This is a genomic window from Variovorax sp. OV700, assembly GCF_900099805.1.
In the GTDB taxonomy this organism is placed as follows: domain Bacteria; phylum Pseudomonadota; class Gammaproteobacteria; order Burkholderiales; family Burkholderiaceae_C; genus Variovorax.
In genome coordinates this window covers 29,457-56,147 of record NZ_FNDR01000015.1, presented here as the reverse complement: position 1 = coordinate 56,147, position 26,691 = coordinate 29,457, and the positions used below count along the sequence as shown (strand labels likewise).

Here is a 26,691-nt window from a genome sequence, read left to right as displayed (position 1 = left end):
AAACCCCGTTGACGGGGGTTCGTTAATCACATAGCTTCCGTTTACCAAACGTTCGTTTATTTAAAGGAGTCCTTGAATGCCCAAGTCAGTCGATTTTTTCTTCGATGTCGGTAGTCCGTCGTCCTACCTGGCGTGGACGCAGTTGCCTGGCCTGTGCGCCAGCCACGGTGCCGACCTCGTCTACCGGCCGATGCTGCTGGGCGGCGTCTACCAGGCCACCGGCAACGCCTCGCCGGCCACGATCCCCGTCAAGGGGCGATATACGCAGATGGACTACGAGCGCCACGCGCGCCGGTATGGCGTTCCGTTCCAGGGCAATCCGCACTTCCCGGTCATCACGCTGTTCCTCATGCGCGCGGTCACCGGCATTCAACTGCGACGCCCCGAGCAGCTGCAGCAACTGCTGGCCTGCGTGTTCAAGGCGCTCTGGATCGACGCGCTCAACCTGAATGATGCGCAGCTCACGGCCCGCATCCTGACCGAAGGTGGATTCGATCCTGCCGAGATCGAGCGCCTGACGCAGGACGTCGAGACCAAGGCCGCGCTGAAGGCCACGACGCAAGAAGCAGTCGAGCGCGGCGTGTTCGGCGCACCCACGCTTTTCGTCGGCGACCAGATGTTCTTCGGCCAGGACCGGATGGACTTCGTGCGCGAAGCGCTGCAGTCCTGAGCCCCGCCCACCGCACGAAAGAAATCACATGGAACACCGACTCTGGCATGCCTCCTACCCGGCAGGACTTCCCCGCGACATCATCCTCGACGAGCAAGAAACCCTCGTCACCCTGCTGGAACGCGCTTTCACGAGGTACGCCGCCAGGACGGCCGTGACCTGCGCTGGTGAATCGCTGACCTTCGCCCAGGTCGAGCATGCGTCGGCGCTCATCGCGCGTTCTCTGCAAGCAGCCGGGCTCAAGCGTGGCGACAGGGTGGCCCTGCTGCTGCACAACAACCTCATCTACCCGGTGGCACTGGCCGCCATCCTGCGCGCGGGCATGGTGGGCGTGACCATGAATCCGCTCTACACGGCGCGCGAGCTGGCCTACCAGCTGGCCGATTCCGGGGCTACCGCGCTGGTAGCGGCCGAGCCCTTCATGGGCCTGGTGAGCGAGATTCTCGACCAGACACAGCTGCGGTATGTCATGACCGTGCCGATGCGGGAGGTGAAGCAGTCATTGTTCGCGACGGCCGGCCAACCCGATGCTGCGGCCGCGAACGACCGCGCCCGCATCGTGAGCCTGCGCGACGCGATGTCCGTGTTGGCCGACGCCGACTTCACCAGCGAGCAGGTCGGTCCATCCGATCTTGCGTTTTTGCAGTACACCGGCGGCACGACGGGCGTTTCGAAGGGCGCGTGCCTGACGCACCGCAGCGTGCTTGCCAGCTCGCTGCAGATGCGGTCATGGTTGGCACTGGCGCTCGACATCGACAACTTCGAGATCGTGACGCCGCTGCCGCTGTACCACATCTTTCCGCTCGGGACCACATTGACATCGCTGGCCAGTGGCGCCCACAACCGACTGGTGGTCAACCCGCGCGATGCCCAGGCGCTTTGCGCCGAACTCAAGCGGGCGCCTTTCGACATGCTGATCGGCGTCAACACGATGTTCAATGCCATGGTGACCTTGCCTGAGATCGCGGGCATCGACTTCTCCCGCTGCAACGTTGTCATCGGCGCCGGCGCCTCGATCCAGGAAGCAGTTGCCGCGAAGTGGGTGAAAGCCGGTGGCCCGCCCATCACCGAGGCCTACGGGCTCACTGAAACATCACCCAGCGCCACCTTCAATGCACCCGGCTGCAACGGCACGATCGGTGCGCCCGTGCCCTCCACCGATGTCCTGATCGTCGACGATGCGGGCGAGCCGGTGCCGCTCGGCACGCCCGGCGAGTTGCTGATCAAGGGCCCGCAGGTCTTCGCGGGCTACTGGAATCGCGAGGAGGAAACGCGCAGGTCCTTCACGCAGGACGGCTGGTTCCGCACCGGCGATATCGTCACCATGGATGCGCAGGGCCTGATGTACGTCGTCGACCGCAAGAAGGACATGATCCTGGTCTCCGGCTTCAACGTCTATCCGAACGAGATCGAGGGGGTGGTCGCCATGCACCCGGACGTACTCGAATGCGCGTGCGTCGGGGTGCCGGACGAGCGTTCGGCGGAGGCGCCCCACCTCTTCGTCGTCCGGCGCGCACCGGGCTTGCAGGCGGAAGAGTTGGAAGCGCATTGCCGCAAGCTCCTTGCGGCGTACAAGGTTCCCCGCCACATCACGTTTCTCGAATCATTGCCCAAATCAGCGGTGGGAAAGATTCTGCGCAAAGAACTGCGGCCCAATCACTCAGGAGCTGCAGGTGTAGTTGGCAGCTGACTTGGAAGCGGCGGCATCATTGGCGGGACCCGTGTATCTCGGATACTGCGGGAACTGGCACAGAGGCCGGCTCAGGACGACTGCTCCGTCTGCATCGCGCTTCTCCGCGACCAACGTGGAGGGCGCTTTGCTTTTCGTCACCCATTGGTCGAGAGCCGTCAGCAGATCTGAGGTATCGGCACCCGGCCCTCCGCTGCAGTGGTTGACCCCCGGCGCCACATAGAAACGCGTCGCCGCGTCAGCCGCCGCGGCGCCCACCGAGCTTCGCATGTTCCCGTAGTACTCCACGGTCGATTTCGCACTGAGCGCGGAATCATTTCCGCCGTGCCACAAGATCAGCTTGCCTCCGCTGTTGATGAACGGCCGGATGTCCGTGTTGGTCGCATCATTGAGCGCGGCCATGGCATAGAGCGCATTCTGGTTCTGATCCCAGGGCGTGTAGGCGAGCGAGCTGACCGTCCTGTCGCGGGCAAGATAGTTCTTGACCGTCGTATCCTGAAACAGAAACTGGAGCGCCATGGTCAGATTGCCGTCGCCCGTGAGCCAAGTCCTCCAGGCGCCCGGATCGTCCTCGTTTCCTGTCAGGTTCCAACCGGCGTTCCGGAAGGTGGCGCTGCCCGTGAAGCTTGCCTCCGTGGTCCAGGACGCCACCACGTCGAGCTGTGCGTCCGACAGGCAGCTGTCTCCGGAGTCGGTTCCGCCGGCACAGCGCAGGGCCGCCACATTGGCGAGCGCCGGCGTGCAGGCAGCCTGGTTCGACACCACGCCGTCGGCGACTCCGTCGAGCCCATCGCAAGCGTCTCGGACATGCTTGCTCAGGAGCGCCGTCTTCGCAGCGCTGAATGCGCCGCCAGGCGCGGCAAGCGCCCTGGAATTTCGGTTGAAGGCGCCCATGAACCCGACCCAGTTGTATGCGGGTGCGCGCGCGATGACCCCATCGAAGAGATTCGGCGAGCGCTGCACGGCCATCAATGCTTCTCGCCCGCCGTTCGAGCAACCCTCGAAGTACGACTTGGCCGGCAGAGACCCATAGGCAGCCACCAGGGTCTCGTTCGCCGTCGACATCACCGTGGGTACCGAGAGGCTGCCGAACAGCTGGGCCGCAAAGGTATCGGTCAGCGCGAAGTCCGCGCTCAACGCATTGTCCTGATGGCCGGAGTCGCTTGCGATGACGGCGTAGCCCAGGCCCAGGGCCGGCACCGAAGGCGGCGAAATGGCGCCGTTGTAGCCGCCTCCTCCTTGGTAGTAGAGCTTGCCGTTCCATGCCTCTGGCAGAGATATCTGGAAGTTCAACGCGGGCGATATGGTGCCGGTGACCTTGCAGTACACGGGAACGTCTGCCGTCGCAGCCACCATCACGGCCGTCAGGGCGGCGCCTGCAACGGTTTTCCCGGTCAGATCGCCACATGCTTTTTGAGCCGTCACAACCGGTGCGGATGGAGGGCTTTCGGGTTGTGCAGTTGGGGGGCCAGGGAGCAGCAGGGGGAGCGCGCCGCCGTTGTTGGAGCCGCCGCCGCAAGCTGCCAGCATCGCTACGCTGACAGCAGCAGCAACGTGAAGCTTCGCGCCAGCCAAGGGTGCCTTTGGGGAGAAGAAGTGCATGTCTCTATTCCTTTGTCAGTTTTCAGCCTGCGCACCGCAACGAGATGGCGCGATGCCCAGGAGATTCTGAAAGGCGAGCCCTTGACCAACTGTTCCAAGACCGACATTCCGGCCACTGATTTCTAAGGAAAAACCCTCCGGTTTCGATGTGCGGCAGCCGCGCTAGGAGTACCTGGCAAGTGCTTGCCTGTCCATCACGGTGATGTAGCCGTAGCCCCGTTGAATGAGGCCCGCGGTTTCCAGTTCGGTCAAGGCGACGTTGACGCGCTGGCGCGAGATGCCGACGAGCAAGCCGATTTCCTCCTGGTTGATTCGCAGCGTCGAGTCCGTGTTCGGATAGAGCACCGGATGAAACAGGCTGGAGATGCCACGCGCGACTCGCGCCGTCGGTTCGAGCAGTCGATCAAACTTCACCATCGCGATGAATTGTCCAAGACGCTCGTTCAGATGCGAGAGCATGAAATGGTTGAACGGGATGCTTCGATCGAGCAACCATGAGAACGTGGCGCGTGGCAGATGGACCGTGATGGTCGGTCGCGTCGCCATGACGTCGTACTTGCGCTGCTCCGGCTTCAGGAGCGACCCTTCGCCGATCCAACCGCTGGCGGCGACCCCCGTGAACATGATCAGCCGGCCGTCCACCGTGGTGTCCTGAACACGAAGGAAGCCCTCCAGCACCCCAATCCAGCTGTCGGCGATCTCGTCGCGTTGGCACACATAGGAGTGCGCTTCATGATGACGAACGTACAGAGCCTCGAACGCTTTGGTGCGCTCTGCCTGCGTCAGGGCGCGCGGCCAGATGCATCGTTCAAAGAAGGCGCTCAGATCCTTGGCAGGCAGCATCGGTCACTACTCAACGACACGGGCGAAGACCAAACCAGATCGAGCTCTCATTGCATATTTCCTTCACGCTTGCGAATCCTATGAACATAGGCTCGTCGCGTTTGTAGCGCGGAGGACATTTGGGTCTTTGTACCGTCAGGACAAACCCTGACGGACAAATCAGCCTCTCGGCCTTCCCGGTTGCCGTCGCTACTTCAAGGTGGCGCCGCCTCGTGCAAGATATTGAGCCGACAGGCGCGCAAATTGGCCGCCATCGGTGCTGATCGAGGTCTGAACACTCCCACCGGCGCTGAAGACGATTGCAAAAGTGTGCGTGTCACCATACTCCTGAGCGTTGCGCAGCATGTAGTCGACATGGTTGTCGCGATAGTGCAGGTCGGTGCCACCGGGCGTGTCGGACGGCACGCCCATCGGCGTTTGCCACCACAGGATCGGCAGCCCATTGCCCAGGGCCGCGCGATAGTCGGAAATCTGGCGCTGCGACTCGTGGAAGTTCGGGCTGGTGGTGTTGCTTTCGTCCCAGTAGAACGGACCGCTTCGACCCGTGCATTCCGCGGGAGGCGACGGCACCTCCCAGCAGCCCGCGTCACGGTCGCTGGTCTGGGCGACGATGAAGTCCGCCTGATGGGCCCCGACCGCCCGCATCTGGGCGCCGATTGCGGCAGCGGTGCCGCTCCAGAACGCGGGCGGGAATCCCACCAACGCCTTGGGCGCGATCTTCCTGCCCATCTGCACCAGGCATTGGCCAAGGCCCCCGGCGGTGTTGGGCAACCCGCCGCATTCGGGCTGGCTGTCCACGACGGCCGCCAGCCGCGTGGCATCGCGATCGGGCGCCTGCGCCGCAACGAATCCCCAGAAGTCGGGTTCCAGATTGATCAGAACGGGCGTGCCGAGGGCTGCAATTCGCTGGTACATCAACCGTACCTGCGCCCAGTAGTTGTTCATGAAAGTCGCGTCGTTGATGCCGCTCAGATTGCCCTCGCCGAGCGCCGTCATCTGGTACAGCGTGAACATCGGGATCGCGCCGTATGCCTGGATGGCCTGCGCGGTGTACGTGATGTACGCCCCATCGGGACTGTTCCAGGTGGGCCAGGCGCCCGCGCCTACTCCCACAAGGTAGGCGTCCATGATGTCAGGGTGAATGTCCTGGCTTTTCATCTGATCGGGGGGGTTGCCCGCGCCGAGTCCGAGCAGCACCCGAGCGGGCTTGCCGAGCCTGGTCACCAACGCAGTGGTCGCCGCGACGGGCGAAGAAACTCCCTCTGTATTGCCCGTACCACCTGTGCTTCCTGTGCTTCCACCACTCTGGCTGGCGCCATTGGCGCCCTGGCTGCCACTGCCGCCGCCCAAGCCGATCAGGCCGGCCAAGCCCCCACCTTGGGTACCACCACCGCCACCGCCACCGCCTCCACCACCGCAGCCGAACAGGAGCACCGAAATCATCAGTGCAAAAACGCACCGTCGGGAAAAAATGATCATGAAAAACGTTGTTTGATTGAAAGAGAATCGGCTGCCGCCCGGACGGCTTTGCCGGGGACTTGCCGTGGCACAAGGCGCACGATCCGTGCCCACTTCCCCGTCAGCAAAAAACGCGCGCGTCGCCCCCGAAAAGTGACATGGCGCGTCGCTTCGGCCCGCCCGCATGCGACAGTTCTGGTTCGCATTCGAGTCGAGGTCGACAAAAAAGGAAACACTGGAGCAACAGGTTGCTGGCTGCCTTTGGCAACGCAGTTGCGTGCAAGAGGCAGCTACAACTCGAATATCCGCTTCATGCCCGCCCACTTTTCTCCGGCAGGCGTCCACGGCGTAGGCGCCTGGAACTTCCACATCAGTTCTTCCCACGCCTGGATCTTCGGATCGTTCCGCGTTGCAGCCGCCATGGCCTCGGCGTCATAGCGCGCGTCGTCCGTCTCCATCAGCATCACCATCCGCGTCCCGAGCCGATAGATCTCCATGCCCGTCACGCCATGCGCATGCAGATGGGCGCGCACCTCTGGCCAGATGCTGCGGTGGTAGGCCTCGTACTCGGCAATCAGCGCCGCGTCATCTTTCAGATCTAGGGCAAGGCAGTGGCGCATGGGTCGTTCGATCCAGTCGATGAAAAAAAGGAGGAAGAGCGGAAAGTGATCAGGTCAACGCCCGATCCAGGTGCGTATACCCGCCATCCACGAACACCCACTGCCCCGTCGTATGCGAGGCCTGGTCGGACAACAGAAACACCACAGTGCTCGCAATCTCCTGCGGCGTCGTCATCCGCCGCCCCAGCGGAATCTTGTCGGTGATCGCAGCCAGCTTGCGATCGGGTTCGTCGAACGCCGAGATCCAGCGCTGGTACAGCGGCGTCATCACTTCGGCCGGTATCACCGCATTGACACGCACGCCATCTTCCAGCAGCGCAGCAGCCCACTCGCGCGTGAGCGAAAGCTGCGCACCCTTGGCCGCTGTGTAGCCGCTGGTGTTGCCCTGCCCCGTCAGCGCAGTCTTCGACGAGATGTTGACGATGGCGCCGCGGCTTGCCTTCAGGTGCGGCAGGCAGAAATGCGCCATCACGTAGTAATGAATGAGGTTGCGGTCCAGCGATGCCATGAAAGCCTCGCGCCCCGCTTCGAGGCCGACGCTGTCGTTCACACCCGCGTTGTTGACCAGGCCATCGATGCGGCCGAACTCCGCGACCGTGCTCTCGATGGCCTTGGCACAGCCCGCTTCCTCCATCAGTTCGAACTGAAGAAATCGCGCCTTCGGCTGCAGCGCGCGAAGCTCTTCTTCAAACGTCGCATCCAGCGGATTCTTGCCGCAGATCACCGGCACCGCCCCTTCGCGCGCGAGCGTGAGCGAAATGGCCGCACCGATGCCGCTTCCGCCGCCGGTGACGAGCACCACCTTGTCTTTGAGGTTCAGATCCATGACTGCGCGATGCCTTTCTGTTCTTTCCGACTATCCACGGAAGCGATAGCGCTCGAGCGACTCGGGCTTCATCGTGATCGAGAAACCGGCGGCCGTCGGCGGCATGTACGCCGCACCGCGAATCACGCAGGGCTCGACGAAGTGCTCATGCAGGTGGTCCACATACTCGATCACCCGGCCCTCCCGCGTTCCCGAGATGCACAGGTAGTCGATCATCGACAGGTGCTGCACGTACTCGCACAACCCCACGCCGCCGGCATGCGGGCACACGGGCAGCTTGTATTTCGCGGCCATCAGCATCACCGCCAGGATCTCGTTCACGCCGCCAAGCCGGCACGCATCGATCTGCACCACGTCGATGGCGCCGCGCATGATGAACTGCTTGAACATGATGCGGTTCTGGCACATCTCGCCCGTGGCCACCTTCACCACCGGCGCGATGCCTTCACGAATCTTGCGATGTCCTTCGACGTCATCCGGACTCGTCGGCTCCTCGATGAACCAGGGCTTGGCGAAAGCCAGCTGCCGCACCCAGTCGATGGCCTGGTCGACCTCCCAGACCTGGTTGGCGTCGATCATCAGGTGGCGGTCGAGCCCGAGCACCTCGCGCGCCACGGTCAGCCGGCGGATGTCGTCCTGCAGGTCGCGCCCCACCTTGAGCTTGATGTGGTTGAAGCCCGCATCGACCGCCTCTTGCGTGAGCCGCCGCAACTTCTCGTCGGAATAGCCGAGCCAGCCGGCCGACGTGGTGTAGCAGGGGTAGCCCTCGGCCTGCAACGTGGCAACGCGCCCGGCCTTGCCAACAGCCGCATCGCGCAGCAGCGCCAGCGCTTCTTCGGGCGTGATGCAGTCCGTGATGTAGCGAAAGTCGATGCAACGCACCAGCGCCTCGGGACTCATGTCCGCCACCAGCTGCCACACCGGCTTGCCTTCGGACTTGGCCCACAGGTCCCACATCGCATTGACCACCGCGCCGGTTGCGAGGTGAATGGCGCCCTTGTCGGGGCCGATCCAGCGCAGCTGGCTGTCGGACGTGATGTGCCGCCAGAAGCGGCCCATGTCCTCAGCCACCCACTGCAGGTCGAGCCCGACGACCAGGTGACGCATCGCCTCGATGGCCGCGCAGCAGATCTCGTTGCCGCGGCCGATGGTGAAGGTCAGGCCATGGCCTTCGAGCCCCGGCTGGTCGGTCTCCAGCACGACGTACGCCGCGGAGTAATCCGGGTCGGGGTTCATCGCGTCGGAGCCGTCGAGCTGCTGGGAAGTGGGAAAGCGCACGTCCAGTACGCGCATGGATCGAACGATGGTCATGAACGAGTCTTCAGGGAAAGAATCAGTCGTACAGCACCGCTGCGATCTTGGGGTCGGCGATGTTCGTCTTGTCGTACCAGAAGAAGCCTGTGTCCACCACCTTGGGCAGCTTCTCGCCCTTGACCGCCTTCACCGCCATCTCCACGGTTTTGTAGCCCATGCCCACGGGGTTCTGCGTGATGGCGCCGGCCATGCTGCCGTCGATGATGGCGTTCTTCTGCTGCTTGCCGGAGTCGTAGCCGATGATTACGACCTTGCCGCTGCGCTTCATCTCCTTCACGCCGTTGACCACGCCGATGGCGGAGCCCTCGTTGGCGCCGAAGATGCCCTTCAGGGTCGGCGAGGCCTGCAATATTGACTTGGTGATCTCGGTGGACTTCAGCTGATCGCCGCCGCCGTACTGCACGCTCACGATCTTGATGTTCGGGTAGGTCGACTTGATGCGGTTGACGAACCCATCGCGGCGGTCCACGCCGGTGCGGCTGGTCTGGTCATGCACCACCAGCGCGACCTCGCCCGACTTGCCGATCAGCTCGGCCATCTTGTCTGCGGCCAGCGCCGCGGCGGCCTTGTTGTCAGTCGTGGTGGTGGTCACGGGGATGTCGCTGTCCACGCCCGAGTCGAACGCCACCACGGGAATCTTGGCGGCCTGCGCCTTCTTCAGGAGCGGAATGGCGGCCTGGCTGTCGAGCGCGGCAAAGCCGATGGCCTGCGGCTTCTTCGCGAGCGCGGCGGAGAGCATGTCGATCTGCTTGTCGACCATCGCCTCGGTCTCGGGGCCTTCGAAAGTCACCTTCACCTTCAGGTCCTTCGCGGCCTGTTCGGCGCCGGACTTCACGGCCTGCCAGAACTGGTGCTGGAAGCCCTTGGACACGAGCGGGATGTAGATCTCTTGCGCCTGCTGTGCCTGGGCAAAACCCGACAGGCCGATGAGGGACACGGCCAGCGTGGTTGCGACTGCTCTTCTTTGAATCATGCGAATGTCTCCTTCGGTTGTAGAAACAGGATCAGTGCGCGCTGCTGCTGCTGCGACGGCGCAGGATGTCCGCGTACACGGCCAGGATGATGATCACGCCCGTCACCACCGTCTGCCATTCCTGCGCGACGGAAAGAATGCGCAGGCCGTTGGTCAGCACGCTCATGATGAAGGCGCCGATGATCGTGCCCACGATGGTGCCGGTGCCGCCGCTGAGCGAGGTGCCGCCGATGACCACCGCGGCAATCGCATCGAGCTCATAGCCCTGCCCCAGCGCAGGCTGCGCGGAGTTCAGGCGCGAGGCAATCAACAGGCCCGCAATGCCGCAGATGCCGCCGCTCACCGTGTAGACCACGACCTTCCAGAAGTCGGTGTTCACGCCCGACAGGCGCACCGCCTCCTCGTTGCTGCCGAGCGCGAAGGTGTAGCGCCCGAGGATGGTCTTGTTGAGCACGATGCTCGCGGCCACCGCCACCAGGAACAGGATCAGCACCGCATTCGGAATCGGCAGCGACGGAATGAAGTAGCCGATCAGCGAATCCTGCGAGATCGCCGGAAAGTCCGGCGTGTCGTTGAAGTAGATCGGCTTGGTGCCCGAGATCACGAGCGACAGGCCCTTGAGCAGCATCATCATGCCCAGCGTGGCGATGAAGGGCGGGATCTTGAGCTTGGCGATCAGCACGCCTGACACGAACCCCGCCAGCGCACCGAAGAAGATCGCGGCCGCGATACCCAGCGCGAGCGGCATGCCCATGTAGGTGAGCACCACGCCGGCCATGACGGCGCAGAATGTCATCAGCGTGCCTACCGAAAGATCGATGCCCGCGGTGATGATCACGAAGGTGCAGGCAATGGCCAGCACGCCGTTCACCGCGGTCGATTGCAGGATGCTTACGAGGTTGTCGGTCTGCAGAAACTGCGGCGACGCGACGCTGAAGAACACCATCAGCGCGATCAGACTGGCAAAGGCCAGCAGCTTCTGCCGCGTAGCAGGACGAAAGAGCCGTGCCTTCAGTGAGAAGCCGGGCGCGGTGGCGGTGGTCGCGGTGGGGGTTGTCAAAGCGTTGTCTCCAGTCGTCATGCGGTGGCGGCGGTAGCAGCGGTGGTTTCACGCCGGGTGGCGAGCTGCATGATCTTTTCCTGCGAGGCTTCACGCCCCGCCAGTTCGCCGGTGATGCGGCCTTCGCACATCACCAGCACGCGGTGGCTCACGCGCAATATCTCGGGCAGCTCCGAGGAGATGATCACGATGGCTTTTCCCTCGGCGGCCAGTTCATTGAGCAGGCGGTAGATCTCGGCCTTCGCGCCCACGTCGATGCCGCGCGTGGGCTCGTCGAAGAACAGCACACTGCAGTCGCGCAGCAGCCACTTGGCGATCACGATCTTCTGCTGGTTGCCGCCCGAGAGCAGCCGCACCTGCTGGCGCACCGAGGGCGTCTTGATGCTGAGCTGCTTCACGTAGCGCTCGCCCGCGGCTTCGATGGCGGCCTGGTCGATGAAGACGCCCATCGACAGGAACTTCTTCATGCTCGGCAGGGCGATGTTTGTTTCCACGTCCATGCCGGTGGCCAGGCCGAAGTGCTTGCGGTCTTCGGAGAGGTAGCCGATGCCATGCGACACCGCGTCCTCGGGCGACCTGATCGACACTTTCTTGCCGTGCACGAAGACTTCGCCCGCGTCGATGCGGTCGGCGCCGAAGACGGCGCGCGCGAGCTCGGTGCGGCCCGCACCCATGAGGCCCGCAAAGCCCAGGATCTCGCCCTTGCGAAGCACGAAGCTCGCATCGCGCACCATCGAGCCGCGACGGATGCCCCGGGCCTCGAGCACGATCTCGTTGCCCGAGGTGTCGGGAAAATCGTTCTCCACCTCGGTGAGCTGGCGCCCGACCATCATGGCGATGAGCGTGTCCATGGGCGTGTCGGCCATCGACACGGTGGCGATGTACTGGCCGTCGCGCATCACGGTCACGCGGTCGGCAATGCACTTGAGTTCGTCCATCTTGTGCGAGATGTAGATGATGGCCACGCCCTGCGCCTTGAGCTGGCCGATGATGCGGAACAGGTCGGCCACTTCCTCGTTGTTGAGCGCGGCAGTGGGCTCGTCCATGATGAGCACGCGCGAGTCGAACGAGAGCGCCTTGGCGATCTCGACCATCTGCTGCTTGGCGACCGTGAGTTCGCCGACCGGCGTGTGCGGGTCGAGCCGCAGGTTCATGCGCGCGAAGATGCGCTCGGCCTCGGCGCGCATCCCGTCTTCGTCGATGAAGAGGCCGAAGCGCCCGCGCGGCTCGCGGCCGATGAAGATGTTCTGCGCGGCGCTCAGGTGGTTCATCAGGTTCAGCTCCTGATGGATGATCCCGATGCCCAGCGCCTGCGCCGCGCGCGGGCTCGCGACGTCCACAGGCTGGCCGTCGATCATCACCTCGCCGGAGTCCTTACTGTAGACGCCCGCCAGCACTTTCATCAGCGTGGACTTGCCCGCGCCGTTCTCGCCCATCAGGGCATGCACCTCGCCGGGCAGAAGGTCGAACTGCGCCTTGTCGAGCGCGCGCACGCCGGCAAAGGATTTGCAGAGGTCGCGGATGGTGACGATGGGGTGCATGGCGCGTCAGTCCGTCGGAAGGCCATAGAAGCGTTGCGCAGTGCCACGCCAAAGGTTCGACTGCTCGCTGGCCGACAGGCCGCCGATGCAGGCTTCGCTGACCGCGATCCAGCCTGCGTAGTCGCCGGCCAGCGTGAGCACCGGCCAGTCGCTGCCCCACATGAGGCGCGCGGGGCCGAAGCACTCGAGAAGCTGCTCCCACACCGGGCGCACGGCGCGTGCCGCCACATCGACATCGTGGTGCGCGGCTTGCGGCGCCTCGCCCCAGAGCCCGGAGAACTTGCAGCACACCTGCGGCAGCGCGGCAAGCTCGGCGATGTCCTTGCGCCAGGCCGCGAAGGGCTCGGTGCCGTGCGCGCCCACGGGCGGCTTGGCGGCGTGGTCGATCACCACGGGCAGCTGCGGCCAGTCTTTCAGAAAGCGCATCAGCGAGGACAGGTGACGGGGCTTCACCAGCGCATCGAAGCGCAGGCCCAGGCGAACGAGCGCCTGAATGGCGTCGGGGCGCGGCATGCGCGCGATCCAGTCGTCATCGGACAGGTCTTGCAGCATCGGCCGCACGCCCTTGAACTTGGGATGCCGCGTCATGCGTTCGAGCGAAGCCACGGCACGGGGGCTGGCCAGGTCGACCCAGCCGACCACGCCGCCAACCACGTCGTGCGCGGTGGCCAGTTCGAGCATGAAGCTGTTTTCAGCTTCCGAGTCGGCGGCCTGCACCAGCACGGTCCGCTCCACCCCATGCGCTTGCAAGAGGGGCGCCAGGTGCTCGGGAAGAAAGTCGCGCATCAGCGGCGCGAGGGTGGGCACGTCGGCGCGCAGCCACGCGTAGTCGCCGCGCGCGGGTCGCCAGAAATGTTGATGCGAGTCGATGCGCTGTGTCATGCTGCTTGGCACCATTCCGTCTCGTCAAAACGGAACGCCGCCATCTGTTTTGGCCTTACCAATTTGGCAGGCCACTTTGCCATAACGTCAAAAATGGCCTTGATGGAACAAACCCTTGTCGGGTTTTCCCGCAAATTACCGCTCATTAGTAGCAATCACTACATAGAGGGTGGCAAACTGGCATGACCAGATTGCGCGACCTGCTCTTCCCATGTTTCCCCTCACCAAACCCGCCGACACCCGCCGGCTCTACCAACAGATCGCGGACCAGATCCGGGCTTTCATCCGCAACGGCAATCTGCCCGTCGGCGCGCGCCTGCCGCCGGAGCGGGAGCTCGCCTTGCAGTTGGGCGTGTCGCGCCCCTCGCTGCGCGAAGCGCTGATCGCCCTGGAGATCGACGGGCGCGTCGAGATACGGATGGGGTCGGGCGTGTATGTCTGCGCGCCGCCGGACGCGCCGGAGCGCGCAACGCCCGCGGTCGGCGAAAGTCCGTCTGAAATGATTCAGGCGCGCGCGATGCTCGAAGGCTCGGTCGTCACGCTGGCTTCGGCCCGCGTTACCCCGCAGCATCTGGAGCGCGTGAAGGCATCGCTCGAAAGCATGCGTCAGGATGGCCGGAGCGGCCGCACCCAGATCGAGAACGACCGGCGCTTCCACATCGCCATCGCCGAGATGACGGGCAATTCGGTTCTCGTGCGGCTGGTCGGGGAACTCTTCGATGGGCGGCACAGCCCGATCTCGTCGCGCATGAGCGAACGCACCGAGGATTCGCAGGCGTGGAAAGCGGCGTTCGCCGAGCACGAGGCGATCTATCGTGCGCTGGAAGCGCGCGATCCTCAGGCCGCGGTGGCAGCCATGCTGCATCACCTGGGCGCATCGCATGCGCGGTGGACGGAGGAATCCGCGGCGCCTGCGGCCGACTGATACCCTGCTCCCCGCCCTCTCCCCGAAGCCCGAAGCCCGAAGCCCGAAGCCCGAAGCCCGAAATGAAACTACCGACAGAAGTGGAAGGTCGCCAGCAGCTGGCCGACGAAATTCACGCGCGCCCGTTCGAGCCCCTCTCGACGCCGGGTGCCGCGTTGGCCATTGCCACGCTGCGCGAAGGCCCGGACGACGACGCGCTTTGCATCGCGCATCTGGCGCGGCTGGGCGGCGAGGCCTCCGCAGCGGGCGCCGCCACGCAGTGCCAGGTGCGCTGCGGCGCGCTGCGCGTGCGCTGGGAGCGCCACACGGAGTTCCACACATTCACCGTGTTCACCGATCTCGGCGAGCTCGCCATGGACCAGGCTTTCGACACCGGCTGGCTCGATGCCCTGCCGCACGATTGGCTGGCCTCGCTGCCCGGCCGCATGATTTCCGCGACAGAGCTGGCCGTGCTCCCCTGCCCCGGCGATCCGCCCCATGCGCGCCTGGTGGCGCCGCTTTTCGGCAGCGATTTGCTGGTGGGCAACCGGGTGGCCGACGGCGCGGCCACCGTGGTGTCGGACCTTCGCACGAAAGAAGGCGTGACGCGCTTCCTGGTGTTCGACCACGCCATGAACCGGCGACGCGCGGGCCGCACCGTCCAGCGCCTGATCGAAGTCGACACCTACCGCATGATGGCCCTGCTCAGCCTGCCCCTGGCTTCGCGCCGCATGGGGCAGCTCGCGGCCGAGGAGACCCAGCTGGCGTCGCTGATGGCCCGCTTCCACGATGCGACGGATGGCGACGAAGTCCTGCTGCACGAGCTTGTCACGCTGGCCGCGCAGGTCGAGCATGCGATGGCCGAGAACAGTGCGCGCTTTGCGGCCACCCGCGCCTACAGCGGCATCGTGAACCAGCGGCTTGTCGATCTGCGCGAGACGCTGGTGCCGGGCCTGCAGCCGCTGTCGGAGTTCATGGCGCGCCGGTTTCGTCCGGCCATGGACAGCTGCGCCGCCACGTCGGCCCGGCAGACGCAATTGTCAGAGCGGATCGCCCGGGCCGCGCAGTTGCTGCAGACCCGCTCCGAAGTCGAGCGCGAACGGCAGAACCAGGCGCTGCTCAGCTCGCTCGACCGGCGCCAGGGCCTGCAGTTGCGGCTGCAGGAGACGGTCGAGGGCCTGTCGGTGATCGCCATGACCTACTACGGCGTCGGGCTCAGCAACTACCTGCTGAAGCCGCTGGCCAAGGCCATGGGCTGGCACGAAACCGCGGTGACGCTGGTCGCCGTGCCGGTGATCGCACTGCTGGTGCTGCTCAACGTGCGGCGGCTGCGGCGGCATCTGCACCAGTCGGCGGACAGCTGAGCGACTTCAACCGCGGCTCTTCATTCGCCCGGCATATGGGGCGGGTTCAGTTTCACGGCCTTGGCCGCTTTCTTGCGCATCCGGATATTGAGCATTTCAACGGCCACGGAAAAGGCCATTGCAAAGTAGACGTAGCCCTTGGGCACGTGGTGATCGAAGCCCTCCGCCACGAGGACGACGCCCACGACCACCAGGAAGGCCAGCGCCAGCATCTTGATGGTGGGGTGGTTCGAGACGAAGCGCCCGATGGGGCCGGCGAACAGCATCATCAGCAGCACGGAGGCAATCACCGCAGCGATCATGATGCGCACGTCGTCCACCATCCCGACGGCGGTGATGATCGAGTCCAGCGAGAACACCATATCGACCAGAACGATCTGGAGCATCACGGAGGTGAAGGTCGCCTTGGCCGCGCTGGATTTGTGCTCGTGCTCCCCCTCCAGCGATTGGTGAACCTCGGTCGTGCTCTTCCAGATGAGGAACAGGCCACCCAGGATCAGGACCAGGTCTCGCCCCGATATTTCTTGATTGAACACCGAGAAAAGCGGAGCGACCAGGCCGACGATCCAGGCCAGAACCAGCAACAGGCCGATGCGCATGAACATGGCCATGAACAGCCCCGCGCGTCGCGCGAACTCTCGGTTGGCGGGAGGCAATTTGTCGACCAGGATGGCGATGAAGATGATGTTGTCGATGCCAAGGACGAGTTCGAGCGCCGTCAAGGTGGCAAAGGCAATCCAAACCTGAGGGTCCGTCAAGAGTTCGAGCATTGAAGTCCTGTCAATTCGGCGACGTCGGAGGGAGTGATCGATCGTATGCAGGAAGAATGCCACGGAATCGCTGGGTGCAAAGCTGGCTGGACCGGAAGAGGCCTGTACAGAATTGCGCCCGGGACAGCCTGCGGTGAAGCCATCGCCTGCTCGGGCATTCCCATGGCCAACAGCCAGCTTCCTTCGACCGCCTGCGCCTGTCCGCCCGTCAGCCAGGGCAACGGCGCTGCATCGAGCGACCGCTGGGCGAGAAGAAAGTCAGGCGTGCAGGATGCGTGGGCACCTGCGCACGAGCGAGCCGCATCTTCCGCATCGAACGTCCACATGGCCAGGCTGTTTGGTGCCAGGAAGCCGCGCGCCTCGCGGACATCGCACACCCAGCGCGACAGGTTGCACAGATGCGGGCGCATGTGCGCGCTCATCGGTGTGGGCCTGCTCAGCAGAAGGCGATAGGCATCGCTTTCCAAGACCTGCGCGTCGCGCATGCCGTAGATCGTCAGGTAGCGAGGCGCAGCGCTGTTGCATGAGCGTCGGTAGCGCCGGCCCCACAGCATGCCTGGAACCGTCAACCGCTCGGGCACGTGCTCGCCCGCATGCCACGCGTTGTACTCGGCTTCGACGTCGGGCGTGACGTCGTTCCACAGCGCCAACACGGCGCCCGTGCCGGATATATCGTCACTCATCGCGTGCTTCCGGCTTCAGGAGCACCTTGCTCGCCGCCTTCGCGCGAGCCAGCGCAAAGCCCTCCTTGGCTTGCGACAACGGCAGGACGTGGCTGACCATCGGGCGCATGACGGCATTCATCTCGGCCATCAACTCGAGGGCCAGGGGCCAATCGGATTCGGGCGGACGAAAGGAGCCACGCATTTGTTGCTGGTTGCGCACCATCGGTGTCAGGTCGAGCAGAAGCGGGCGGGCATGGATGCCGGTGACGACCACGATTCCATTGCGCCGCAACAGCGCCAAGCCTTCCGTGATGGTTTCGGGCACCCCCGTCGCTTCGAATATGACATCGAAGGGTTCGCCGCCCGTGTGCGGCCGGGCGCCCTCGGCCAGCGGCTGCGTAGCCACATCGACCAAGGCGTCGAAGCCCATCCGGCGCAGTGCGTCGAATCGGGCTGCATCGTGACAGCCGCTGACCACGACCTGCGCGGCACCGGCACGGCGTGCCAGCGCGGCGATCCCCTGGCCGATGGTGCCCGGGCCCATCACCAGCACGCGCTTGCCGGCCACGTCGCCTGCGATGCGAAGCGCCTGCATCGATATGGTGAGCGGCTCCGTGAGCGCTGCGAGCTCGTCACTCAGGCTGTCGGGCACGGGCACGCAGTTGCGCAGGGGGACCCGGACCCAGGGGGCGAAAGCGCCATCGCGCGTCATGCCGATGCCGCGGCGCTTCTCGCAGCCATCGTGATCGCCCGTGGCGCAAGCGGCGCAGGCGCCGCAAGTCACCGAGGGACGAACGACCACGCGCTGGCCGGTCAAGGCGCCGGTCTGTGCAACCCCGACGAACTCGTGCCCGATCGTGACAGGAATGCTCTGGGTGATGAAGGCATAGCTGGACGTCCAGTCGTCCACGTGCAGGTCGCTGCCGCAGATGCCTGTGGCGCTGACCTTCACGAGTACATCGCTGGAATCGGCTTCCAGCACGGGCGCTGGTACGTCCATCAGTTCGAGGCCCGCTTGCGGGCGTGTTTTGCGCAAGGCTTGCATGGTGCTTCATTCCAGCGTCAGTCGATGCTGATGCCGACCTTCTTGATGATGGCGCCCCACTTGAGGCTTTCGGCCGCGATGAAGGTCTTGAACTCGTCGGGCGAGCCCCCGCCGAGGATCAAACCCTGCTTTGCGAAAGCGTCGCGCACGCTCTTGTCCTTCATCACCTCGTTGACGTCGGCATTGATGCGGCGCACCAGTTCCGGCGGTGTGCCGGCGGCGCTGAACAGGCCATTCCACGCCAAGGCTTCGAAGCCGGGATAGCCCGCCTCGGCGACCGTCGGCAGGTCCTTCATGGTTTCGGTGCGCTGGAGGCTGGTGGCTGCCAGCAGGCGAATGCGGCCGCCCTGGATCAGCGGCAGCAGCGCAGGCGCCACGGTGAACAGCGCCTGCGTCTCTTCGGATGCCAGCGAAATACCGGCCGGCGGCGAGCCAGCGAAGGGCACATGCGTGGCTTCGAAACCAGCCACACTCCTGAACAGCTCCATGGTCAAGTGCGAAGAGCTGCCTGCCCCAACCGAGGCGTAGTTGATCTTGCCGCCCTGCTTTTTTGCCCAAGCCACGAATTCGGGCAAGGTCTTGGCGGGGTTGCCGGCCGCTACCGCCAGCACGTTGGGTTGCGACGACGTGAGAACGATCGGCAGCAGGTCCTTGGCGGGGTCGTAGGCCATCTTCTTGTACATGTGCGGCCCGAACGCGATCGGGCCGTTGAAGCCGACGCCCAAGGTGTAGCCGTCGGCTGGCGCCTTGGCAACGGCGGTCATGCCCAGCATGCCGCCTGCACCTGCCTTGTTGTCGATCACGACCGGCTGCTTCCATCGCTCGCGCAGCTTGTCACCCAGCGTGCGGGCGATGAAGTCGAGCGAGCTACCGGCCGGTGCCGGCACGACGAGCTTGACCGGCTTGGCAGGCCAGCTCTGGGCCGACGCGGCCAAGCCAAATGCGCAACCCGTCAGGAGGGCGAGAGCTTTTTTCATGTGTGTCTCCATTCAGTGCCGACGCTCCTGCGCCTGGAATGGACGAATTCTGGCCGCAGAGTCTCGATACGCCAAACACCGATAAGCTATGGACCCGATACCTCCTGAATATGGAGTTTCTCATGAGCATGGAACTGAGGCACCTGCGCTACTTCGTGGCCGTGGCCGAAACGGGCAACCTGAGCAGGGCCGCGGAGAAGCTGTTCATCGCGCAGCCGCCGCTGTCGGTGCAGATCCGGCAGCTCGAAGAGGAAATGGGCACTGCGCTCTTTGTGCGCCATCCCAAAGGGGTGCGCCTGACGGCGGCAGGCGAGTCGCTGTTGCCGGAAGCGCGGTATCTGCTCGACCGCGCGGCGCGCATGAAGGAGTCTGTGACGGGAAGCGCCAGCAGCGGCCACCTGGCGCTCGGCTTCGTGCCCTCCGCCAGCAGCACGGTGCTGCCGAAGCTCGTCCGGCACCTCAAGAAGGAGCATCCGGCGCTGCATATCGAACTGCGCGAACTGATCAGCAGCGAGCAGGCGGAGGCGGTGGCCGCGGGTCATCTCGATGCCGGAATCGCACGCAGCAAGCCGCATCATCCGCGCCTGACGGTCGCGGCGCAGATGCCCGATCCTTTTTGCCTTGCGCTGACACCGCAGCAAGCACGCCGCGCCGGCAATCCGGTCGAACTGCGCAGCTTCGCGGAGCACGATTTCGTCGCCTTCACCCGGCACCGGGGACCGGCGTACTTCGACCAGTCGATCTACCTCTGCGCAAAGGCCGGCTTCAGCCCGCGCATCCGCTACGAAGCAAGCACGGTGCATGGCGTGCTCGACCTGGTCGGTGCCGGGCTCGGCGTGGCATTGGTGCCGTCTTCGTGCGCGTTGCTTGGCGTGGCGGGCACGAGTTTCTGCAGTCTGCGCGGATCTGACGCAGGCGAGGTGCTTGTCTTGCTGAGACGGAAGACGGATTCGAACCCGCTGCTGCCTGCGTTGGCGGACGCGGTGCGCGCGAACTTTGCCGACCTCCAACGCCGCATGGCGGAAAAGCTGGGCCGTTGAATCGATGGCGCTGCAATTGGCGATTGCCCCTTGAGCGCCCAGGTGCTTCAATGTCGCTCTTGCGATGACGAAGGAGACTTCTATGGCCTACGAAGCGCGATATGTCCTGCGACCCAACCCCGGAGCCGATCTCGAGGCCGTCATCGAAGCCGCGAAGGCGGGTGCGGCGCTCTGGAAAAAGCATGGCGCACCCAGCCCTCAGCTTTGGAGCGTGGTCGCAGGCGAACTGGGCAACTATGTTCTGACCGTGCAGTTCGAGAACGCGACGGAGTACGCGAAGGTCACCGATCCGCTGTCGGCCGACCCCGAGTTCCGCCGCTGGCAAGCGAACAACGTCCAGTCCGGCGCGTTCACGTGGGTGCGCAGCAACCTCATGCGCGAGCTTCCTCTGCCGTAGACGTTCATGCCAGGCTCGAACCTCAATCGATCTTGATGCCGTTCGCCTTGATGAGGCGGCCCCAACGTTCGCGCTCGTCCTTGACATACTTGGCCATGTCGTTCGGCGTGCCCGGCAGTCCCTCGACGCCCAGCGCCTGGAAACGTGCTTGCACCGCGGTCGAATTCAGCGCGTCGACCAGTGCCTTGTTGAGCTTTGCCACCGTGTCGGCAGGCGCGCCGCTCGGCACGGCGAGCCCCTGCCACGCATAGGCCTCGAAATCGCTCAACCCCTGTTCGGCCAGCGTCGGCACGTCGGGCAAGGTGGCAATGCGCTTGGCGCTTGCGACTCCGATGGCCTTGACCTTGCCGGCCAGCACGAACTGATTGCCGCTGGCCGTGTCGACCATCATGAAGGGCACCTGGCCGCCCAGGATGTCCTGCATCGCAGGCGCCGCGCCGCGGTAGGCGACATGCGTCATGGTGATGCCGGTCTTTTCGCGCAGCAACTCGGTGGCCAGATGGTGCGGACTTCCGGCACCGGCCGAGGCGTAGTTCACACCGCCGGGTTGCGCCTTGGCCCAGGCGATGAATTCCTTGAAGTTCTTCGCCGGCACCTGGGGACCGACCACCAGAACGAGCGGAAAGCGCGCCAGCATGCCGACCGGCGCGAGGTCTTTCTCGGCGTTGTAGCTGAGCTTGGAAAACAGGAACGGGTTGGCTGCGAGGGTCGCGAAGTCCGCCGTCAGCATGACACTGCCGTAGTCCTTCGAGCGAGCCACATAGTCGGCAGCGATGTTGGTCGCCGCACCTGGCTTGTTGTTGATGACGACAGGCCGGGCCAGACTCTTGGACATCGTCTCGGCCGTGGCGCGTGCGACGGAATCAGAGCCGCCGCCTGCGGCGTAGCCGACCACCCATTCGATGGGCTTGGTGTCTTGTGCAATGGCGAGATGGGTTGTTGCGGCCAACGCGAGGCCGGTCAGGAAAAGGCGAATCATGGGTTTTGTCTCCGGTGGTTATGAGTGCTGATTCACTGGCGTGTTGCGGCGGCGAATGCCTCGCGCAGCACGGCCAGCGATCCGATGTGATTGGCCAGCACGAGCACCAGCCGCGCATTGAAGGCGTGGCTTTCGTCCGAGGAGAGACCCTGATGCGCTTCGATCAGTGCCTCGTAGAAATCGTCAGGCGCATCGATGTTCGGTGCGGTCGTCAGGTGCGCGGCGGTGGTTTGCGGCATGGCAATATCCTTCAGGCGTTGCAGCAAAGCGCGCGATCGAGCGCGGCACGCACGATGCCGGCGTCGGCCCGGCGCCAACGCGCGCATACGTGCTGGTCGGGGCGCAGCAGGTAGACCGTGCCGGCCTGCGCGTCGTAGCGCCGGGTTGCCAGCACATGCGGTTCGTCGATCGGGACGCGCACCGTCGCGATGGGCACACCGGCGGCGGCGCCGGCTTCGGCCACGGCGCGCGCCGCGCGGTCCGCCGTCTCGCCGTCGCCGAACACCACCGCCGTGAACGCGCAGCGCCCTGCTTCCCGCAGCAGCCAGCCCGCTTTGCCGTCGGCGCAGATCACCGGCGCGTCCGCCGCCACGGCGCCCGGCACCATGCCTCCTTGGAAAGCGTCGGTGTCCGGCGTGTTCAACGCCGAGGTGCGCAGCGTGGCCGGCACGGACAGCCGGCCGCTGTTGACCAGGGTTCGCGCAAAAGCATGGGACTTCGCGAGCTCCAGAACCGCGTCCCGGAACAATCTGCTGATCTCGCTCTTCGGCGTGATGAAGTCGGTGGCGCGCGTCGAGTTGAGGATGTTCTCGTCGGCCGCGTATTCGCGTTCGTGGCCATAGCTGTCGAGCAGCGCATCGGGCGCCTGGTGCCGCAGGACCGCGGCCAGCTTCCAGGCCAGGTTCTCGGCATCCTGCACGCCCGAGTTGGCGCCGCGGGCGCCGAAGGGTGAAACACCGTGCGCCGAATCGCCCGCGAAGAACACGCGGCCCTGCCGGAACCGATCCATCCGCAGGCACGAGAAGGTGTAGACGCTCGCCCATTCAAGATCGAACTGCGCGTCTTCGCCCAGCAGTGCCTTGACGCGGGGAATGATCTTTTCTGGCTTCTTCTCTTCTTCCGGGTCGGCATCCCAGCCGAGCTGGAAGTCGATGCGCCAGACGTTGTCGGGCTGCATGTGCAGCAGCACGCTCTGGTTGCGGTGAAATTCAGGGTCGAACCAGAACCAGCGCTCGGCGGGCCGGTCGAGTTTCATCTTCACGTCGGCGATCAGGAAACGATCCTTGAACTGGCGCCCCTTGCTCTCCAGCCCCAGCAGCCCGCGCATGCTCGAGCGGCTCCCGTCGCAGGCCGCGACATGGTCGGCCTCGAGCCGGTACGGCCCGTCGGGGGTCTCGACCGTCAGCTCGACGTGGTCCGCGCGCTGCACGGCGCCCGTGACCTTGTTCTTCCAACGCAGGTCGATCAGCGGCAACTCGGACACGCGTTCGGCCAGAAAACCTTCCACGTAGTACTGCTGCAGGTTGATGAAGGCGGGGCGCGCATGGCCCGCTTCCGGCAGCAGGTCAAAGCTGTAGATCTCCTCGCTCTTGAAGAACACACGGCCGACGTTCCAGGACACGCCCTTGTCGACCATGCGCTCGCCACAGCCGAGCCGATCGAAGATCTCCAGCGTGCGCTTCGCAAAGCAGATGGCGCGCGAGCCAGTGGACAGCGTGTTGTCGTTGTCCAGGAGGACCACCGGAATCTGGTGCTGCGCCAGATCGATGGCCAGCGCCAACCCCACCGGGCCTGCGCCGACGACGACCAGGGGGCGGCGCACCGGCGCCGCGGCGTCCTGGTCGGGATGGCGCTTGTAGTCGAAGCGCAGGCTTTGGTAGTCGATCACGTGTTGTCTCCGTGTCCTTGTCTTCTGTACTGTTCCTTCCCCCGCTGGGGGAAGGCTGGGATGGGGGCTGACAGCGCTCGAATCTGGCGCTCTGCCTGCCCCCACCCCAACCCTCCCCCGGGAGGGGAGGGAGCAAGGCAATCAGCCTTCCAATGTCTTCCACATCTCGACGTCGCGCTCGGCCGTCCAGATGCGCGGGTCCGGGTACTGGGTGGCTTCGTCGTAGCAGCGCGTCACGTCGAACGGCATGCAGTGGTCGAAGATCACCCAGTGGCCGTACTTGGGCTTGAGCTGGGCGAAGGTGTCCTGGTAGACCGCATGGAGGTCCTTGCCCGCAGCTACGCCGGCTTCGACGCAGGCGCGCACGTCGGCGATGAAATCGCCGGTGGCCTTGAGGCCGGCTGCGACCTGCTCTTCGCCCGACAGCGCGGGGCCGCGGCCCGGAACCAGCGCGGTGGGCTTGAGCGCCGCGATGTTCGCGAGCGTCTGCGGCCAATCCTTGAAATACGCATCCCCTGCGTAGGGCGTGGCATCGAACTCGACCAGGTCGCCGCTGAGCAGCACCCGGTCCTTCGGCAACCAGACCACGGTGTCGCCCTTGGTGTGGCCGCGGCCGAGCTGCAGCAGTTGCACCTCGAGCTTGCCCAGCCACAGCGTCATCTTGCCGGTGAAGGTCATGGTGGGCCAGGTCAGGCCCGGCGGCACCGTCTCGACGTTCTGGAACAGGCGCGGGAAGCGGCCGATCTCGCTGGCCTTGTCCTGCTCGCCTCGCTCGACGATCAGGTCGCGGGTGTCCTGGCTCGAGATGATCTGTTGCGGCGCGAAGCCGCTCGCGCCCAGCACGCGCACCGCGTGATAGTGGGTGAGCACCACGTACTTGATCGGCTTGTCGGTCACCTCGCGAATGCGCCTGACCACGTCTTGCGCCATGGCCGGCGTGGCTTGGGTGTCGGCCACCAGCACGCAGTCGTCGCCCACGATGATGCCGGTGTTCGGGTCGCCTTCGGCGGTATAGGCCCAGGCGTGTTCCGAGAGCCTCGCGAAGCTGATCTGCTTTTCTTCGAGGTCAGCTTGGGAGGCGAATTTCTTGGCGGTGTTCATGCGGGGGCTCCTTGGGATCGATATTTGTCTAAAACAAACGCATTTGCAGTATGCAACTTAAATTTGTTTATGGCAAACTGATTTGCTGAAATGGATTTGCGGACTTTCCCTAGGTCGCTCGGCCACGTCAGGCGGGTCTGCACGTCGCAGATCTCTTCGTCGGGAGCGAACTAGACTTCCAGCAACTTGAAAGGCGATATGCGAGACAGCCATCCCGAAGAAGCCGCGAAGGAAGACAAGGCGCAGCGGGCCGTCCAGGCGATCGAGGTGGGGGGGCGATTGCTGCTTGCGCTGGCCGACAGCCAGACGCCCCTGACGCTCAGCGACCTCTCGAGCCGATCCGGTCTTCCCGCTTCACGCGCACACCCGTACCTGGTGAGCTTCGGCAAGCTCGGGTTGATCGAACAGGAAGCCGAGACCGGCCGCTATGCGCTCGGCCCCACCGCATTGCGGCTGGGACTGACGTGCCTGCACCAGCTGGATCCTGTACGGGTGGCGCTGCCCATCGCCCAGCAGCTGGCCGCCTCCACCGGACACGCGGTGGCGGTGGCCATCTGGGGCAACTTCGGGCCGACGATCATCCGGATGATCGAGGCGCGCGAACCGCTGCACGTCTCGATGCGCGCCGGCACCGTGATGTCGATCCTCGGCACGGCCACCGGCCGCGCCTTTGCAGCCGTGCTGCCCGCCGAGCGCATCGAGAAGGCCATGGCGGTGGCGCTCGGCGATCCGGAAGACCGGAAGGCGCTGCTGCTGAAGCCGAAGACCAGGGAACTGCGCGAGGCTGTGGCGGAGCTCCGCGACCATGGCGTCACACGCGCCGAGGGAAAGCCGATTCCCGGCGTCAACGCTTTCAGTGCGCCCGTCCTCGATCACGACGGCGAACCCGTGGTCGTGATCACGGCACTGGGGCATCAGGACAGTTTTTCGGCCGACTGGAACTCCAGTGCCGCGTCAGCTGTTCGCCATGCGGCCGCAGAAGCATCGAGCCGCCTTGGTTGGCGCGCGGGTGCGTGACCAGCCTGCACTCGTGACAGGACATATCCGACACTTCTGCTGCCGGCGCGGCCTCAGGCGGAAGCGCCCTCCCCGTGTAGCCGGATGATCAAGGCACGCATCCAGGCCACGGCGGGATCGCGGTGATACCGCCCATGCCAGAACAGGCTGATCGCGATCTCCGGCAGCTTGGCCGGGTGGCGGACATATGACAGCCCGAAGGGTCCCGCCAGGGCCTGAGCGAGCCGCTCGGGGACCGTGGCCACCAGATCGGAGTCGTGCAGGATGTGCCCGACCGCCACGTAGTGCGGCACGGTCAAGACGACCTTGCGATCGATCTTCTTGCGGCTGAGAAGCTCGTCGGCCTTGCCGTGACCGGTTCCCTCCGACACCACGACCACGTGGTCGGCCTGCGAGAACTCGGCCAGCGAGATCTGCCGCTTGTCCAGCGCGTGGCCGCTGCGAAACATGCAGACGTAGTGCTGCTTGAACAATCGCCGCTGGAAGTAGCCGCTCTTGAGTTGCGGCAGCAAGCCAATGGCGAGCGTGACATGGCCCGATTCCATCTCGTCCTGCAGATTGACCGCCGTGTTGCGAACGGTGCTGAGCGACAGGCCCGGTGCCACGCGCGCCAGCTCCTTCATGAGCTTGGGCAAAAAATAGATTTCCCCGATGTCGGTCATGCCGATGGTGAAGGCGCGCGTCGAGGTGGCCGGATCGAACGAGCTGCGCTGGTTGATCGCGGCATGGATCGTTTGCAGCGCGCTCGCCGTGGGTGCGGCCAGCTGTTCGGCGAACGGCGTCGGTTCCATGCCTTTCGGCGTTCGAAGAAACAGGGGGTCGTCGGTCAGCTTGCGCAGACGCGCCAACGCGTTGCTCACGCCTGGCTGCGAGAGGCCGAGATTCGTCGCCACCTTCGACACCCGTCGATCGATGAGCAGCTGGTTGAACACCACCAGCAGGTTGAGGTCGATGTCCTTGAGCTCCACGCCGGCTCCCATTCGCGAAATCTATATGAGGTATTCGGCACATTCTATTGAACGATGGGGCCGAACTGCCGATCATCGGGTACCACGAGACGAGCGG

26 protein-coding genes are annotated in these 26,691 nt (G+C 64.8%); 7 read left to right on the top strand and 19 right to left on the bottom strand.

Going from position 1 to position 26,691, the window contains the following annotated elements; translation table 11 throughout:
* Positions 1 to 76: 76 nt before the first annotated feature.
* Positions 77 to 670 carry a 2-hydroxychromene-2-carboxylate isomerase gene (locus tag BLR24_RS26485; RefSeq protein WP_093023001.1) on the top strand — a complete coding sequence of 198 codons (594 nt, stop codon included), beginning with the start codon at positions 77 to 79 and terminating at the stop codon, positions 668 to 670.
* A gap of 28 nt (positions 671 to 698) precedes the next feature.
* The gene (locus tag BLR24_RS26480; RefSeq protein ID WP_093022999.1) at positions 699 to 2,360 is read left to right on the top strand and encodes an AMP-binding protein; all 1,662 of its coding nucleotides are present in this window, start codon (positions 699 to 701) and stop codon (positions 2,358 to 2,360) included.
* Here BLR24_RS26480 and BLR24_RS26475 read toward each other — a convergent pair.
* From BLR24_RS26475 to BLR24_RS26430, 10 genes are all read right to left on the bottom strand, one after another.
* Positions 2,331 to 3,962: a tannase/feruloyl esterase family alpha/beta hydrolase gene (locus tag BLR24_RS26475; RefSeq protein WP_093022997.1), complete on the bottom strand. Its 1,632-nt coding sequence runs from the start codon at positions 3,960 to 3,962 to the stop codon at positions 2,331 to 2,333. The genes BLR24_RS26480 and BLR24_RS26475 overlap by 30 nt on opposite strands.
* 162 nt (positions 3,963 to 4,124) lie before the next feature.
* The gene (locus BLR24_RS26470; protein ID WP_093022995.1) at positions 4,125 to 4,805 is read right to left on the bottom strand and encodes a Crp/Fnr family transcriptional regulator; all 681 of its coding nucleotides are present in this window, start codon (positions 4,803 to 4,805) and stop codon (positions 4,125 to 4,127) included.
* A 189-nt stretch (positions 4,806 to 4,994) separates the two neighbouring features.
* A complete protein-coding gene (locus BLR24_RS26465; protein ID WP_093022993.1) occupies positions 4,995 to 6,248 on the bottom strand; it encodes a hypothetical protein in 1,254 nt (417 codons plus the stop codon).
* A gap of 305 nt (positions 6,249 to 6,553) precedes the next feature.
* A complete protein-coding gene (locus BLR24_RS26460; protein ID WP_093022991.1) occupies positions 6,554 to 6,883 on the bottom strand; it encodes an L-rhamnose mutarotase in 330 nt (109 codons plus the stop codon).
* Between the two features lie 49 nt (positions 6,884 to 6,932).
* Positions 6,933 to 7,709 carry an SDR family oxidoreductase gene (locus tag BLR24_RS26455; RefSeq protein WP_093022989.1) on the bottom strand — a complete coding sequence of 259 codons (777 nt, stop codon included), beginning with the start codon at positions 7,707 to 7,709 and terminating at the stop codon, positions 6,933 to 6,935.
* 30 nt (positions 7,710 to 7,739) lie between these two features.
* Positions 7,740 to 9,020, bottom strand: coding sequence for an L-fuconate dehydratase (locus BLR24_RS26450; RefSeq protein ID WP_093022987.1), 1,281 nt, complete (start codon positions 9,018 to 9,020; stop codon positions 7,740 to 7,742).
* Positions 9,021 to 9,042: 22 nt separating this feature from the next.
* Positions 9,043 to 9,996 (bottom strand): ABC transporter substrate-binding protein, encoded by a 954-nt coding sequence (locus BLR24_RS26445; RefSeq protein ID WP_093022985.1) that lies wholly within the window; start codon positions 9,994 to 9,996, stop codon positions 9,043 to 9,045.
* Positions 9,997 to 10,027: 31 nt separating this feature from the next.
* Complete coding sequence (locus BLR24_RS26440) at positions 10,028 to 11,056, bottom strand: ABC transporter permease (RefSeq protein ID WP_093022983.1); 1,029 nt, start codon at positions 11,054 to 11,056, stop codon at positions 10,028 to 10,030.
* A 17-nt stretch (positions 11,057 to 11,073) separates the two neighbouring features.
* The gene (locus BLR24_RS26435; RefSeq protein WP_093022980.1) at positions 11,074 to 12,597 is read right to left on the bottom strand and encodes a sugar ABC transporter ATP-binding protein; all 1,524 of its coding nucleotides are present in this window, start codon (positions 12,595 to 12,597) and stop codon (positions 11,074 to 11,076) included.
* 6 nt (positions 12,598 to 12,603) lie between these two features.
* Positions 12,604 to 13,479, bottom strand: coding sequence for an amidohydrolase family protein (locus BLR24_RS26430; RefSeq protein ID WP_093023195.1), 876 nt, complete (start codon positions 13,477 to 13,479; stop codon positions 12,604 to 12,606).
* Positions 13,480 to 13,690: 211 nt separating this feature from the next.
* Between BLR24_RS26430 and BLR24_RS26425 the strand changes: the two genes are divergently transcribed.
* Together BLR24_RS26425 and BLR24_RS26420 are read left to right on the top strand one after the other, a co-directional pair.
* The gene (locus BLR24_RS26425) at positions 13,691 to 14,404 is read left to right on the top strand and encodes a FadR/GntR family transcriptional regulator (protein ID WP_093022978.1); all 714 of its coding nucleotides are present in this window, start codon (positions 13,691 to 13,693) and stop codon (positions 14,402 to 14,404) included.
* Positions 14,405 to 14,466: 62 nt separating this feature from the next.
* Positions 14,467 to 15,747 carry a DUF3422 family protein gene (locus BLR24_RS26420; RefSeq protein ID WP_093022976.1) on the top strand — a complete coding sequence of 427 codons (1,281 nt, stop codon included), beginning with the start codon at positions 14,467 to 14,469 and terminating at the stop codon, positions 15,745 to 15,747.
* Positions 15,748 to 15,767: 20 nt separating this feature from the next.
* Here BLR24_RS26420 and BLR24_RS26415 read toward each other — a convergent pair whose 3' ends face one another.
* Genes BLR24_RS26415 through BLR24_RS26400 form a run of 4 tightly spaced genes read right to left on the bottom strand, consistent with a single transcriptional unit; the run spans position 15,768 to position 19,204 of the window.
* Entirely contained in the window at positions 15,768 to 16,517 is a 750-nt protein-coding gene (locus BLR24_RS26415; protein ID WP_093022973.1) for a TerC family protein, read from the bottom strand.
* Positions 16,502 to 17,200, bottom strand: a complete 699-nt coding sequence (locus BLR24_RS26410) for a DUF4286 family protein (protein WP_139188802.1) — start codon at positions 17,198 to 17,200, stop codon at positions 16,502 to 16,504. Before BLR24_RS26410 ends, BLR24_RS26415 begins: the two co-directional genes overlap by 16 nt.
* Positions 17,193 to 18,227: a zinc-dependent alcohol dehydrogenase gene (locus BLR24_RS26405; RefSeq protein ID WP_093022969.1), complete on the bottom strand. Its 1,035-nt coding sequence runs from the start codon at positions 18,225 to 18,227 to the stop codon at positions 17,193 to 17,195. Before BLR24_RS26405 ends, BLR24_RS26410 begins: the two co-directional genes overlap by 8 nt.
* 17 nt (positions 18,228 to 18,244) lie before the next feature.
* A complete protein-coding gene (locus tag BLR24_RS26400; RefSeq protein WP_254787590.1) occupies positions 18,245 to 19,204 on the bottom strand; it encodes a Bug family tripartite tricarboxylate transporter substrate binding protein in 960 nt (319 codons plus the stop codon).
* Positions 19,205 to 19,326: 122 nt separating this feature from the next.
* On the opposite strand from BLR24_RS26400, the gene BLR24_RS30505 reads away from it, so the two are divergent.
* Positions 19,327 to 20,244, top strand: a complete 918-nt coding sequence (locus tag BLR24_RS30505; protein ID WP_175543354.1) for a LysR family transcriptional regulator — start codon at positions 19,327 to 19,329, stop codon at positions 20,242 to 20,244.
* Positions 20,245 to 20,326: 82 nt separating this feature from the next.
* Positions 20,327 to 20,641 carry an NIPSNAP family protein gene (locus BLR24_RS26385; RefSeq protein WP_093022964.1) on the top strand — a complete coding sequence of 105 codons (315 nt, stop codon included), beginning with the start codon at positions 20,327 to 20,329 and terminating at the stop codon, positions 20,639 to 20,641.
* 22 nt (positions 20,642 to 20,663) lie between these two features.
* On the opposite strand, the gene BLR24_RS26380 is transcribed toward BLR24_RS26385, so the two are convergent.
* The 4 genes from BLR24_RS26380 to BLR24_RS26365 form a co-directional block, all read right to left on the bottom strand.
* Complete coding sequence (locus tag BLR24_RS26380) at positions 20,664 to 21,620, bottom strand: Bug family tripartite tricarboxylate transporter substrate binding protein (RefSeq protein ID WP_093022962.1); 957 nt, start codon at positions 21,618 to 21,620, stop codon at positions 20,664 to 20,666.
* 32 nt (positions 21,621 to 21,652) lie between these two features.
* Positions 21,653 to 21,859, bottom strand: a complete 207-nt coding sequence (locus BLR24_RS26375) for a DUF2783 domain-containing protein (protein ID WP_093023193.1) — start codon at positions 21,857 to 21,859, stop codon at positions 21,653 to 21,655.
* An 11-nt stretch (positions 21,860 to 21,870) separates the two neighbouring features.
* Entirely contained in the window at positions 21,871 to 23,508 is a 1,638-nt protein-coding gene (locus BLR24_RS26370; protein ID WP_093022960.1) for an FAD-dependent oxidoreductase, read from the bottom strand.
* Between the two features lie 141 nt (positions 23,509 to 23,649).
* Positions 23,650 to 24,609, bottom strand: a complete 960-nt coding sequence (locus BLR24_RS26365; protein ID WP_093022958.1) for an MBL fold metallo-hydrolase — start codon at positions 24,607 to 24,609, stop codon at positions 23,650 to 23,652.
* Between the two features lie 198 nt (positions 24,610 to 24,807).
* Here BLR24_RS26365 and BLR24_RS26360 point away from each other — a divergent pair, with 198 nt between their 5' ends.
* Positions 24,808 to 25,626 carry an IclR family transcriptional regulator gene (locus BLR24_RS26360; RefSeq protein WP_093022956.1) on the top strand — a complete coding sequence of 273 codons (819 nt, stop codon included), beginning with the start codon at positions 24,808 to 24,810 and terminating at the stop codon, positions 25,624 to 25,626.
* Positions 25,627 to 25,679: 53 nt separating this feature from the next.
* Here the strand turns inward: BLR24_RS26360 and BLR24_RS26355 are convergent, their stop codons facing one another.
* On the bottom strand, positions 25,680 to 26,594 hold the full coding sequence (locus BLR24_RS26355; protein WP_093023191.1) for a LysR family transcriptional regulator: 915 nt from the start codon (positions 26,592 to 26,594) through the stop codon (positions 25,680 to 25,682).
* Positions 26,595 to 26,691: the final 97 nt, after the last annotated feature.